Raw genomic sequence first — 13142 nt, forward strand, 5'->3', positions numbered from 1 at the left:
CTCCTACTTGCTCGCCAGTTCGGCGGCCTTGTCGGCGCCTTCGTCCATGGTCTCCGCCAGGGTCACCAGCGGGTGGTTGGCCTCGGCAAGGATCTTGCGACCCTCCTCGACCTTGTTGCCGTCCAGGCGGACGACCAGCGGCTTGCTCGCGCTGTCGCCCAGCTTGGCGAGTGCGCCGACGATGCCGTTGGCGACCGCGTCACACGCGGTGATGCCGCCGAAGACGTTCACGAAGACGCTCTTGACCTGCTCGTCGCCGAGGATCACGTCGAGACCTGCGGCCATGACGTCGGCCGATGCGCCGCCGCCGATGTCCAGGAAGTTGGCCGGCTTCACGCCGCCGTGGTTCTCGCCCGCGTAGGCGACGACGTCGAGGGTCGACATGACCAGACCCGCGCCGTTGCCGATGATGCCGACCTGGCCGTCGAGCTTGACGTAGTTGAGGTCGTTCTCCTTGGCCTTGCGCTCAAGGGGATCGGTGGCGTCGACGTCGGCGAACTCGGCGTGGCCGGGCTGACGGAAGTCGGCGTTCTCGTCCAGGGTCACCTTGCCGTCGAGGGCGAGGATCTGGTCGTCGGGGGTGCGGACCAGCGGGTTGACCTCCACGAGCACGGTGTCTTCGGCGACGAAGACCTCCCAGAGCTTCTGGATGGTCACTGCTGCGGCGTCGAGGACCTCTGCGGGCAGGTGGCCAGCTTCGGCGATCTCGCGCGCGAATGCCAGGTCGACTCCCTTGACGGCGTCGACTGCGATGCGAGCGAGACGCTCGGGCTTGGTCGCTGCGACTTCTTCGATCTCCATGCCGCCTTCAACCGAGCACATGGCCAGGTAGGTGCGGTTGGACCGATCGAGCAGGAACGAGATGTAGTACTCCTCAGCGATGTCGCTGGCTTCAGCGACGAGGAGCTTCTTGACGACATGACCCTTGATGTCGAGGCCCAAGATGTTTTCGGCGTGTGTCTGTGCGTCATCAGGGGTAGCGGCGTACTTGACGCCTCCCGCCTTGCCACGGCCGCCGACCTTGACCTGCGCCTTGATCATGACGGGCTTGCCGATTTCCTCGGCGATCGCCCGCGCATCGGCGGCAGTATCGGTCACCCGACCGGGTGTGGTGGGTACCCCATGCTTGGCGAACAGTTCCTTCGCCTGGTATTCGAAGAGATCCATTCAGCTCACCATCTGAAGTAAGTTTTGCCCGCCTCGGTGTAACGCGGGCCATATCGGACTCTAATCCTGTCATGCCCCCACAGCCCAAGCAGCCCCAAGCTTGTGCCCCATCTCACTGACTTCTGGCCGAAGGTGGACTTAGGGCGGACACTTGGTTACCGTCGTGGAGGTTGATAACGAGATGGTTACATTCCACAGGACGCGATACGAGGTGACGAGCACTTGACGACACGGGACGTTATGTACCCCGAGGCGGACGCCTCCGCCGTTGTCGACGCTCCGGTCACGCGCGACATCCCGGTCCCCTCTCGTGCCCTCCGTCTCGGACTCCGCGCCGACGACGCCGTGATCGCGAACGTCCGCACCACCGAGATCCCGGTGACTGACGACGATGACGTCCCGACGCCCGTGACAGAGTCCGCTCTGGCCAAGGCCCGCACCGGATCGAAGCCGAACGGTCGCCATCGCCTGCGTCCTCCGTCGTCGGCACTCAAGGCCCGCACCGCGCTCGTGGCGATCGCCGCAGGCGCAGGCGCCGTGGCCATCGTCGGTTCCGGCGTGGACCAGGCGACGCATGCGGCTTCGGCGCCCGAGCCCGCGGACGCGTCACCGGAACTCGCCCGTTCGGCCGACGATCTCGGCCCCGGCATCACCGAGTCGGATGCGGCGCCGGACTTCAGCGACTTCTCTGACCAGCTGACGCAGGGCAAGAAGATCGCGGCCGCGAAGGCCGCGGCAGACGACGCCGCTCGTCGCCCGATGTTCGTCAGCCCGATCTCCGACAAGTACTCACTGACGTCGGCGTTTGCACCTCGCTGGGGCGCGTTCCACGGTGGACTGGACATGGCGGCGCCGCTCGGCACTCCGATCCACGCCGTCACCGACGGTGTTGTCGTCAACGCCGGCCCGGCGTCCGGCTACGGCAACTGGGTCCAGGTCAAGGGCGCAGACGGAACCATCACCATGTACGGCCACATGTCGTCAAGCGGCGTGAAGGTGACCAAGGGCGAGAAGGTCACCGCAGGCGACGTGATCGCCCTCGTCGGCAACGAAGGCTTCTCCACCGGACCCCACCTCCACTTCGAGGTCTGGATCCCCAAAGGCGGCGGCTACTTCAAGATCGACCCCGCGCCCTGGCTTGCGAAGCACGGCATCCGGCTCGTCGCTCTGACTGGATAGCCGATCTCCCAGCGGCGCGACCGCGGGACTGGCGTGAACTCACCGATTCCCGCCGCGACGCCTCATGAATGACAAACGCGGCCGAGACCATGAGGTCTCGGCCGCGCGACGTCGTTCGGGCTACTTCTGCGCGCGAGCGGCCGTGAGGGCCTTCTCCAGCGAGTCGAGGAGGAAGTTAGCCTGGGCGTACGACGAGATCTGTCCCATGCCGAGTGACTGCACCGGCTTGCCGGAATTGGCGAGAAGCGGGTTGTTCACGAGCGCGGTCTGCAGTTCGTCGTACTTCCGGTCGTAGTCGGACACGACGAGGACGATGTCGGCGTCGAGGAAGTCGCCCAACTTCTCCGCCGACGACTCGAATTCACCGGGATTGGTGTCGGGCGTGGTGCCGTCTCCGGCCACAGACGGCGCGAAACGAACACCGGCGTCGCCGAAGAGGCTGCCGACCATCGACTTGGTGCCGTAGGCGTAGAGGTTGCCACGCTCGTAGGAATCGAGAACGGTCACCGTCTTCGATCCCAGAACGTCGGCGAAACGCGACTTGATGTCTGCCTGACGTGCGGCGAGCGTCGTCTCGAGTTCGGTGATCTTGTCGGATGTTCCGAGGATCTCGCCTGCCGCCTTCGAGCGACCCTTCCAATCGGGGCGCCCCTTGCCGCTCACCTGCATGATCGCGACCGGCGCAAACTTGGCGAGCTCATCGTTGAGGCCCGGCTCGACGAAGTCGACGGACACGAAGAGGTCCGGGTTGTACGACGCCTGCGACTCCGCGGAGCCGTCCATGTCGATCTTCGCGGGGATCGCCTTGTATGCGGCCCGGTTCGCCGCCGGCACAAGATTGAGCGACAGATCCTGCGCGGCGACGATGCGGTCCGCCCCACCCGCTTCGATGAGCGCCTGGGTGGCCGCATTGAAGATCGAGACGATCCGCTGCGGGTCGGACGGGATCGTGTAGTCGGTCCCCTGAACCGACACCGTGCGGTCGCCTCCCACATCGGACGCGCCGGAACTGCAGCCGGCGAGAACCGCGGACATCGCCGCCGCCACCGCCACAACTGACATCAAACCTCTACGCACTCGAACACTCCTGACCTGCTAGGAACCGGACCACCCGGATTCACCCTTTAACTGAGGCTAAGCTAATCTTTTCCGAGTGCGAACACAACTGAGCGCGGTGCGACGCCCGAGTGCCGCGGTCGCGGCCCTCGCCGTCACCGTCCTCGCGCTGGCGATCGCGAGCCTGTGCATCGGAGCACTCGCCACCGCCCCCGGCGACACCCTGCGCATCGTCGTCGACGGGCAGTCCGGACAGCCGACACCCGCCGAGGTCGCCGTCCTCCATTTCCGTGTTCCCCGCACCATCGTCATCGCTCTCGTCGGCGCGTCCCTCGGTGTGGCGGGCGCCCTCATTCAAGGACTGACCCGCAATACGCTCGCTGATCCGAGTCTCCTCGGGATCTCGGCGGGCGCGGCGCTGGCCGTTGTCGTCGGCATCGGATTCCTGTCCGTCTCCACCCCGCTGCCCCAGCTTCTGGCAGCCTTCACCGGCGCGGCGGTCGCCGCGGTCGCCGTCTTCGTCCTCGGCGGATCCCGCGGCCGCGGATCGTCACCCATCACCTTGATCGTCGCCGGTGCCACGGTGAGCGCACTGCTCATCGCCATCACCACCACCCTGGTCCTACGGAGTTCCGAGACACTGGACAGGTACCGATTCTGGACGACCGGCTCGGTCGCGATCACCGACTACAACTCGTTCGTCCCCGCGATCGGATTCCTGGTCGTCGGCGTGATCGTGGCGGCGATCTCTGCGCCCGGACTCAACCTGTTGACGATGGGTGACGACGCCGCGCAGTCCCTCGGTCTCAATCTCTCCAGGACTCGCGTGCTCGCGGTGGTCGCCGTGACCCTCCTCGCGGGAGCGGCCACCGCGATCGCCGGGCCGATCGCGTTCCTCGGCTTGATCGCACCGCACCTCGCACGGACACTCACCGGCCCCGACTACCGATGGGTGGTGCCTGTCTCGGCACTCAGCGCGACGGCGATCCTCTTCGTCGCCGACATCCTCGGCCGGGTCATCGCGTTCCGCGAGATCCCGGCGGGAATCATGATGGTCCTCGTCGGCGTCCCGTTCTTCCTCGCCGCCGTCCGTCGATCCAGGTTCGTGCAGTTGTGAACGCCGGGAAGTTGAGATCCGTTCAGGTGGCTTCGGTCGGCCGACTATCGATGATCGTCGAACGGCGAAGCATCGCCGTGACCGCGGCGTGTGCCGCTCTTCTCGTCGCCGCGGTGGGCGCCGCGTTCATGTTCGGCGTGCCGACGATTCCGCCGCTGCGCGCCTTTGAGGTGCTGACCGGCGGCGGAGCGATGCCCGACCGCATCATCATGCTCGACCTGCGCGCGAATCGCACGATCGTCGCGGCGCTCGCGGGGTCGACGCTCGGGCTCGCTGGTGCGCTGATGCAGACCGTGACCCGAAACCCACTCGCCAGCCCTGACATCCTCGGTGTCACCGGCGGTGCGTCCGTCGGCGCAGTCGCCGTGATCGTCGTCAACGGCGGCCCCGCAGTCGCTCCGTGGGCCGTCCCCGTGGGGGCCCTCATCGGCGGCGCCGTGATCGCCGGCGTGATGGCATTGGTCGCGGCCGGGCTCGATCCACTGCGTCTGGTCCTGTCCGGCATCGCGCTGGCCGCACTGTGCTCGGCCGCCATCACCTTCCTGCTGTCCTACATCGACGGCGATGTGGCGCACACAGCGATGTCGTGGCTCGCCGGAACACTCAACGGCCGCGGACCGCAGCACATCTGGCCTGTCCTCATCGGGCTGGTGCTGTGCGGCGGTGTCCTGATACCCCTGACCCGATCGATCGGGTTGCTCCCACTGGGCGACGCCAAAGCCGCCACCATGGGAGTCGACACCCTGCGAACCGAACGCACACTGCTCTTCCTCTCGGTTGTCCTCGCGTCACTCGCCACAGCGGCAACCGGGCCGATCGGGTTCGTGGCGTTCGTGGCACCTCAGATCGTTCGGTCCATCGCCCGTCGACCTGCCCCTCCGCTGGTGGCGTCAGCCCTGGCCGGCGCGATCATCGTTGTCGTGGCCGACACGGCCGCCCGGGCCGCCATCCCGTGGACGACGCCGATCGGGGCTGTGACCTCGGCATTCGGCGCACCGCTGCTGATCTACTACATGTGGAGGTCCACTCGTGTCTGAGTCACCGCTGATCGCGAACAAAGTGACAGTCGGGTATCGCGACCGGACCATCCTCGAGGATCTGAGCGTCGAGATCCCAGCCGACTCGCTCACCATGATCATCGGCCCGAACGGCTGCGGAAAGTCGACGCTGCTGAGCAGCTTCGCACGCCTCCTCCAGCCGAAGAGCGGCGAGATCCTCCTCAACGGCGACGATGTGGCACGGCTGTCTGCCAAGCAGATCGCCCGTAGGCTGTCGCTGCTCCCGCAGACCGCGATCGTGCCGTCGGGCGTCACCGTCGCATCACTCGTGGCACGAGGACGGTTCCCCCACCAACGCATGTTCCAACAGTGGACTCCGGACGACGAGAGCGCTGTCATCGGCGCAATGGCCGCCACCGAGACCGCCGACCTCGCCGATCGTTTCGTCGACGAACTGTCGGGCGGACAACGTCAACGTGTCTGGTTGGCGATGCTCCTCGCGCAGCAGACCGACGTCCTCCTGCTCGACGAACCGACGTCGTTCCTCGACATCGCTCACCAATTCGACCTGCTCGAGTTGCTCCGGACGTTGCACGAGCAGGGCCGCACCCAAGTTGTCGTGTTGCACGACCTCAACCAGGCGGCGCGGTATGCCACTCACCTGATCGTGATGCGCGACGGTGAGGTCGTGACGACCGGCCCACCCGATGAGGTGATCACTGCCGACCTGGTGCGTGATGTGTTCGATATCGACGCCCTGGTGGTTCCCGACCCGGTCACCGGCACACCGTCGGTGGTTCCGCTCGATCCCCGAACGGCGCCTAAAGCTTCTCCCCCGGCAGACCGCCCGCGGTCATGAGGGTCACGCGGCCGACGTTGCCGCCGAAGTCGAAGGTGATGCGCTCAGTGATGCCGTTCCCCTCCTTCGCCACGGCCTTCCCCATCCCGAATTTCGGGTGGTTCATGCGGTCGCCGATCTCGTAGTTGACCTGTTTGTTCCGGCCCTTCGTCGGATCGGAGGAGTACGACGAACGACCACGACCGAACGACTCACCGCCGCCGAAACCGCTCGACGAACCGCGTCCTGAGTCGTAGCCGAACCCTCCCGACCGGGAACCGAACTCCCGGGGAGCACGACGCGGCTCGGTGCGTCGCCAGTCGATGAGGTGCTGCGGGATCTCCTGCAGGAACCTCGACTCCGGGTTCGACACCGGCTGACCCCACGACGCCCGGGACATGGCGCGCGTCAAATACAGACGCTGACGGGCACGGGTGATGCCCACGTAGGCGAGACGTCGCTCCTCGCTGAGCTCGTTCGGATCGCCGAGCGCTCGCATGTGCGGGAAGTGCCCGTCCTCCCAGCCCGTGACGAACACGACCGGGAACTCGAGGCCTTTTGCGGTGTGCAGCGTCATCATCGTGACAACACCTTCGCCCTCGTCCGGAACCTGGTCGGCGTCGGCCACCAAGGACACCTTCTCCAGGAACGCCGCGAGTGAGCCCGGCTCCGGTTCGCCCTCTTCGACAGGACTCGGAGCGTCGAGCGGAGCGTCGTCGTCCTCGTCGTCCTCTGCACGTTGAGCTGCTTCGAGGCTGAAGTCCCGGGCCACGGCTACGAGCTCGTTGACGTTGTCCAGTCGCGCCCCGTCCTGTGGGTCGTTGGACGCCTCGAGCTCTGCTCGATAGCCACTGCGCTCGACGATGGCGTCGACGAGTTCGCCGATGTCGGAGCCTTCGGTCGTCGCGTCCGCGACCGCCTCGTCCGCTTCCCCGCCGACTGCGCCGAACGACATCAGGAAGTCGGTGCGCAGGCCCTCGATCAGTTCCACGAACCCGGTGATCTGCTTGACCGCCCGAGTGTTCAGCAGAGCCACTCGCCCCTCGGTCGCGTCGATCAGCGCTTGATAGAAGCTCACGCCGAGGTTCTCCGCGTGCACCGCCACGCACGCTTCCGCACGATCACCGATTCCTCGGCGCGGGGTGTTGAGGATGCGGCGCAGACTCACTTGATCGTCGGGGTTGGCCACCACACGCAGGTAGGCGACGATGTCGCGGACTTCCTTGCGTTCGTAGAACTTCGTCCCTCCGACAACCTTGTACGGCATGCCGTGACGGACGAATACTTCCTCCAGCGCGCGCGAGCCGGTGTTGGTGCGGTAGAAGACGGCGATGTCGGAGTAGGTGTGGCTGGCCGAGCCGCCGATCGAGTAGTCGACGAGTTGCTCGATCTCTTTGGCGATGAACGCCGCCTCGTCACGGTCGGAGTCGGCGACGTAACCGACGATGAGTTCACCGTCTCCCGAGTCGGTCCACAGTCGCTTCTCACGACGACCGGTGTTCCGGGAGATGACCGCGTTGGCGGCCGACAGGATGGTTTGCGTGGAGCGGTAATTCTGTTCGAGAAGGATGGTCTCGGCGTTCGGGTAGTCGCGCTCGAACTCCTCGATGTTGCGGATCGTGGCGCCGCGGAACGCGTAGATCGACTGGTCCGCATCTCCCACCACACACAGTTCGGACGGTTCGACGCCGCCGGTCGCCGACTCCGCGTCACCGACGAGTTCCCGGACGAGAACGTACTGCGCGTGGTTCGTGTCCTGGTACTCGTCGATCATGATGTGACGGAAACGCCTGCGGTAGTACTCGGCGACGTCGGGGTGCCGCTGCAGGAGCGACACCGTCTCGCCGATCAGGTCGTCGAAGTCGAAAGCGTTCGCCGTGGACAGCCTGGCCTGGTACTCGGCGTAGATCTGGGCGACGGTCTGCTCGGTCGGGTCGCCGTCGTCGCCGGCGGCACGCGCAGCCGCCTCCTCCGGGTCGACGAGTTCGTTCTTGTGATTCGAGATGAGCGTTCCGACTCCGCGGGGACTGAACTTCTTGGGGTCGAGGTTGAGGTCGCGGATCACCATGCCGAGCAGACGACGCGAGTCGTCTGCGTCGTAGATGGAGAAGTTGGAGTTCCGGTTGCCGAGCAGCGCCGACTGCGCGCGCAGGATCCGGACGCACGTCGAGTGGAACGTCGACACCCACATGTACGCGGCGCGGGGACCGACGAGGTCGATGACTCGCTCGCGCATCTCGGCGGCGGCCTTGTTGGTGAAGGTGATCGCGAGGATCTGCCCCGGTGTCACATCGCGTTCGGCCAGCAGATATGCGATACGACGAGTCAGGACTGCGGTCTTGCCCGACCCGGCTCCGGCCACGATCAGCAGCGGCACACCCTGATGAACGACGGCGGCCCGCTGTTGCGGGTTGAGCCCGTCGAGCAGTTCCCGACCACGGTCGGTGAGGTCCGCGTCGGAGTGGCTGGAGGCAGAAGTGACAGAGGTGTTCATCGCCTTGCCAGGCTACCTTCGACCTACGACAGTTCTGCCGACCCCTCAGGGCGCGAGGTCGGCCATCACCGGCAGTCCAACACGTCCTTCGCCGGTGTGCAGTCGCAGGCCGGGGGTCACCGGACGGATCCGCAGCCTGTCTCCCTGGCCGCTCACCTGTAGGTAGACCGCGTGCAGACCCGGCTCGACAGTGATGCGAAGCGGTTGGCCCCCTTCGAGGCCGACTTCCACGTCGCCCCCGATGTTGGCGCAGTAGCTGAGCTGGATCGTCCACTGAACGTTGAACAGCGGCCCGTCGAGGCGGAGTCGCTGCGGGCCCGCGATGCCGGGGTTCCGGCACGTGCCGCGGCTGGGCGCGATGGTGCGGGACCTCGTGACCGCCCCCGGAACCGCCCGCCCGTCCGGGGCCAGAACCACGAGCCTGTCGGTGTATCCGCCGAAGTCGGGACGGTCGTGCAGGCGCCCGAAGATTCGACTGATCTGATTGTTCGGGTAGGTGACCGGGTGCAGCACCTCGATCGGCACGGCCTGGTCGAACATCACGCGCCCGGCGTTGTCCTTCATCGCCTGGCGGGCGTTGGTCAGGTAGTCCCCCGTGGGTCCCTCGCTCCACGACTGCGAGAACGACGACGTGCCGACCATCGCCGACAGGACCAGCAGTCCACATCCGGCGGCTCCGGCGATCGAGAGTCTGCGGTCCGGCTCAGCCTTCGCGGCGTGTGACCCACCGGGAGCGGGCGCGGCGGCGATCAACGCGAAGGCGAGCGCGAACACCAGGGCGGTGTCGGGCAGATACCGCAGAGTCTGGGCGAGTTCGAGTGCGGTGTTCTCGCTCGATCGCAGCCACATGACGGGGATCTGCACGCCGACCGCGTAGACGGCTGCGAAGACCCAGACGATCGCCGCACCGCGACGGGCGCGAACCGTCGTCACGACGAGAGCCGCGATCACCAACCAGCCGACGACGATCATCCAGACCGGCGCCAACCCCATCGGCGGAGCGGGCGGCCACAGTTCCCACACCCACGGCCCGCCTGCGAACGACGGCACGATCGCATTGTTCACGCTGCGCCAGACCAGTTCGGCCATCTGCGACGCCGAACGTTCACCGTCGCCCGTGGTGGACGTCGTGAAGAACAGCACCGCCCATGCGACGAATACGACGCCCATCGCCGCCCAGAGCTCCTTCGCCCTGCTGAACACCGCGGTGAGCAGCGGTCCGACACGACGGTCGTGGCGGACCGCGAGCAGAGCCACCACCAGGGCGACGGGCAGTATCACCAACGACTTCTCGAAGAAGACCAGGCCGACGGCAAACGCGGCGACCGCACCGACGACCAGTCGGGTCCGGCGCGGCCCGGTCGGCTCGTCACGAACCAGCACCACCGTGCTGCCGACAACCCATGCGAGTGCCGCCTGGAACGGCAGCGTGTTGAGACCTGCGGCCCACCACACGAACGAGGTCACCGTCATCGGCACGAACAAGTAGAAGGCCAACGCCGCAAGCGCTCCCCCTCTCGCATTCGGCGCGATGATCCGGATGGCACGCCACACTGCGAGCGAAGCGAGCACCTGCCCTACGACCAGCGTCGCGGCGGGCAGCCACCACTGGAGCGGTGCGATGTATGTCGAGACCACGACCACCAGATAGGCGCCCGGCATCAGATGCCCGTCATGGCTCTGACCGAAGAAGGACCAGCCGAGACCGTCGTGGCTGGACGCCTGCGCGATGAGGAGCAGGTCGTCTCCGTAGAAGTCACCCCGGATGACAAGCCACGCCCTCACGATCGTCTGCGCAACGATGAGAGCCGCGGCGAGTGCGGTGATCTTCCTGGCATCCAGCATTCCTGCATTGTCGCGCACCGCGTCCCGCCGGTACACCGCGCCACGGGTTTCCGGCGGGCACGAGCCCTCGGCGTCGAGGTTCATGGCAAGATCGTGAACCGTGAGCGAGTCAAGCGAATCCGACAAGGACCTGGGAGTCGACGGTCTGAGCACCGATGTCGCCGATCTGCCCGACGACATCGACACCCTGCGTCTGGAGATCGACCGGATGGACGCGATCATCCTCGCCGCCATCCAGCGTCGGAGTGCGGTGTCGAAGAAGATCGGCGCTCACCGTATGGCGACCGGCGGTCCGCGCCTGGTCCACAGCCGCGAAGTGAAGGTCCTCGACCGCTTCTCCGCACTCGGATCCGAAGGTCACACCTTGGCGATGCTCCTGTTGCGTCTCGGTCGCGGCCCCCTCGGCCGCTGAGCTTCGCGCGACGCACCCCACCGCGCTCCGTCAGCGAACGTCCACATACCTGCCTCATCTCGCACCTCCCCGCCTCAATGCGACCTACCTGCCTGAGCTCAGGCAGGTGAGTCAAGTTGAGGCAGGGAGGTGCGAGATGAGGCAAGTGATTCGCGGCGCATGAGGCTACGAGGCTCGTCACCGCGGGCTGTCCAGGCGTCTTTTCGCCGAGTCCGGTGCAAGCGCGACCGACCTTTCGACTCACTCCGTTCGCTCAAGGAGCGGACGGGTCGCCGTTCGCTCAAGGAGCGGGCGGGTCGCCGTCTGCTCGTGGAGCGGGTGGAGCGGCGGGCGGAGTCAGCCTCGACGCCCTCGGTGTGAGCGGTACCAGCGGACGAGGGCGTCGGTCGACGAGTCCGGCTGCGGCGCGGGCGAATCCGCCTGGGAGACCACGCCGAGCAGCGCGCTCGCCTTGTCCTTGCCCAGTTCCACACCCCACTGGTCGAAGGGGTTGATGCCCCAGATCATCGCCTTCACGAAGGTCTCGTGCTCGTAGAGCGCGATCAGCTGCCCCAGGACCGACGGAGTGATCTGCGGGGCGAGGATCGTCGTCGACGGACGGTTGCCCGGCATCACCTTGTGCGGGACCAGCGCGGGCGGGACGCCTTCGGCGGCGATGTCCTCCGCCGTCTTTCCGAACGCGAGGACTTCCGTCTGGGCGAAGAAATTGCTCATCAGGACGTCGTGCATCGAGCCGCCGTCGACGGTCTCGCGGTCGTCGGTGGGGATCGCGAAACCGATGAAGTCGGCCGGGATCAGCCATGTTCCCTGATGAAGCAGCTGGTAGAACGCATGCTGGCCGTTCGTCCCCGGTTCTCCCCAGTAGATGGTGCCGGTCGGCGACGTGACCTGCCGCCCGGTTGTCGTCACCGACTTGCCGTTCGACTCCATCGTCAACTGCTGCAGGTACGCCGGGAATCGGGCGAGGTCGTCCGCGTACGGCATCACGGCCTTCGTCTGCGCGCCCCAGAAGTTGGAGTACCAGAGGCCGATGAGGCCGAGCAGTGCAGGCGCGTTGTGTTCGAGAGGCGCGGTGCGGAAGTGCTCGTCAACGAGATGGAAACCGTCGAGGAACTCGTCGAATCGGCGGCGACCGATCGCGATCATCAACGACAGGCCGATCGCCGCGTCGAGCGAGTACCGACCGCCCACCCAACTCCAGAAGCCGAACATGTTGGCGGTGTCGATGCCGAATTTCTCGACTTCGTCGGCGTTGGTGCTGACGGCGACGAAGTGCTTCGCGACAGCGGAGGCGTCGCCGTCGAACGCGCCGACGAGCCAGCGTCGAGCACTGACGGCGTTGGTGATGGTCTCGAGTGTCGTGAACGTCTTCGAGGCGACGATGAACAGGGTGGTCGCGGGATCGCAGTGATCGAGGACGGACACCAGGTTCGACGGGTCGATGTTGGAGACGAAGTGGCACGAGATCCGCTCGTGGCGGTCATGTCGCAGCGCCTGGTAGGCCATGGCCGGTCCGAGGTCGCTGCCGCCGATGCCGATGTTCACGACGTCGGTGATCGGTCGCCCGGTGTGGCCGACCCACGAGCCGTCGCGAACGCGTTCGCTGAAGTCGCCCATCGCGTCGAGCACTTCGTGGACATCGGCGACCACGTCCTGACCGTCGACGACAAGATCGGCGTCGCGTGGGAGCCGAAGTGCGGTGTGGAGCGCAGCGCGGTCTTCCGTGGTGTTGATGTGCGCTCCCGCGTACATCGCGTCTCGCTTCTCCTCGAGCCCCGCTTCGCGGGCGAGGCTGGCGAGCAACTCGATCGTCTCGGCGGTGATCAGGTGCTTCGAGTAGTCGATGTGCAGGTCGGCGACGTCGACGACGAGCGACGAACCGCGCTCGGGATCCATCGCGAACAGTTCTCGAAGATGCAGTGAGTAGACGTGCTGCTGATGCGCGGCGAGCGCATGCCACGACACGGTGGCAGTGATGTCGAAGTCATCACCATTGTCTGGATGTCCATTGACGCGGCCCAACATTTATCCACCAT

10 protein-coding genes are annotated in these 13142 nt (G+C 66.3%); 5 read left to right on the forward strand and 5 right to left on the reverse strand.

What is annotated here, in order from left to right; translation table 11 throughout:
• Positions 1–3 precede the first annotated feature (3 nt).
• Positions 4–1167, reverse strand: a complete 1164-nt coding sequence (sucC, locus tag WFK36_RS17635) for an ADP-forming succinate--CoA ligase subunit beta (RefSeq protein WP_336793248.1) — start codon at positions 1165–1167, stop codon at positions 4–6.
• 240 nt (positions 1168–1407) lie between these two features.
• Between sucC and WFK36_RS17640 the strand changes: the two genes are divergently transcribed.
• Complete coding sequence (locus WFK36_RS17640; RefSeq protein WP_336793250.1) at positions 1408–2346, forward strand: M23 family metallopeptidase; 939 nt, start codon at positions 1408–1410, stop codon at positions 2344–2346.
• A 120-nt stretch (positions 2347–2466) separates the two neighbouring features.
• Here WFK36_RS17640 and WFK36_RS17645 read toward each other — a convergent pair whose 3' ends face one another.
• Positions 2467–3408 (reverse strand): ABC transporter substrate-binding protein, encoded by a 942-nt coding sequence (locus WFK36_RS17645; RefSeq protein WP_336793252.1) that lies wholly within the window; start codon positions 3406–3408, stop codon positions 2467–2469.
• A 91-nt stretch (positions 3409–3499) separates the two neighbouring features.
• On the opposite strand from WFK36_RS17645, the gene WFK36_RS17650 reads away from it, so the two are divergent.
• The 3 genes from WFK36_RS17650 to WFK36_RS17660 are packed head-to-tail and all read left to right on the forward strand — an operon-like array spanning position 3500 to position 6376.
• Positions 3500–4519, forward strand: coding sequence for a FecCD family ABC transporter permease (locus tag WFK36_RS17650; protein WP_336793254.1), 1020 nt, complete (start codon positions 3500–3502; stop codon positions 4517–4519).
• Positions 4520–4569: 50 nt separating this feature from the next.
• The gene (locus tag WFK36_RS17655) at positions 4570–5556 is read left to right on the forward strand and encodes a FecCD family ABC transporter permease (RefSeq protein WP_336793255.1); all 987 of its coding nucleotides are present in this window, start codon (positions 4570–4572) and stop codon (positions 5554–5556) included.
• Positions 5549–6376, forward strand: coding sequence for an ABC transporter ATP-binding protein (locus tag WFK36_RS17660; protein WP_336793257.1), 828 nt, complete (start codon positions 5549–5551; stop codon positions 6374–6376). Before WFK36_RS17655 ends, WFK36_RS17660 begins: the two co-directional genes overlap by 8 nt.
• Here the strand turns inward: WFK36_RS17660 and WFK36_RS17665 are convergent.
• Both WFK36_RS17665 and WFK36_RS17670 read right to left on the reverse strand, forming a co-directional pair.
• Entirely contained in the window at positions 6339–8849 is a 2511-nt protein-coding gene (locus WFK36_RS17665) for a UvrD-helicase domain-containing protein (protein WP_336793258.1), read from the reverse strand. The two genes, WFK36_RS17660 and WFK36_RS17665, sit on opposite strands and share 38 nt — an antisense overlap.
• Positions 8850–8894: 45 nt before the next feature.
• Positions 8895–10694 (reverse strand): hypothetical protein, encoded by a 1800-nt coding sequence (locus WFK36_RS17670; protein WP_336793487.1) that lies wholly within the window; start codon positions 10692–10694, stop codon positions 8895–8897.
• Between the two features lie 100 nt (positions 10695–10794).
• Here WFK36_RS17670 and WFK36_RS17675 point away from each other — a divergent pair, with 100 nt between their 5' ends.
• Complete coding sequence (locus WFK36_RS17675) at positions 10795–11106, forward strand: chorismate mutase (RefSeq protein WP_008379088.1); 312 nt, start codon at positions 10795–10797, stop codon at positions 11104–11106.
• Between the two features lie 336 nt (positions 11107–11442).
• On the opposite strand, the gene pgi is transcribed toward WFK36_RS17675, so the two are convergent.
• The gene (gene pgi / locus WFK36_RS17680; RefSeq protein ID WP_336793259.1) at positions 11443–13131 is read right to left on the reverse strand and encodes a glucose-6-phosphate isomerase; all 1689 of its coding nucleotides are present in this window, start codon (positions 13129–13131) and stop codon (positions 11443–11445) included.
• Positions 13132–13142 lie beyond the last annotated feature (11 nt).

It is taken from the genome of Gordonia malaquae, from assembly GCF_037148075.1.
Taxonomy (GTDB): Bacteria; Actinomycetota; Actinomycetes; order Mycobacteriales; family Mycobacteriaceae; genus Gordonia; species Gordonia malaquae.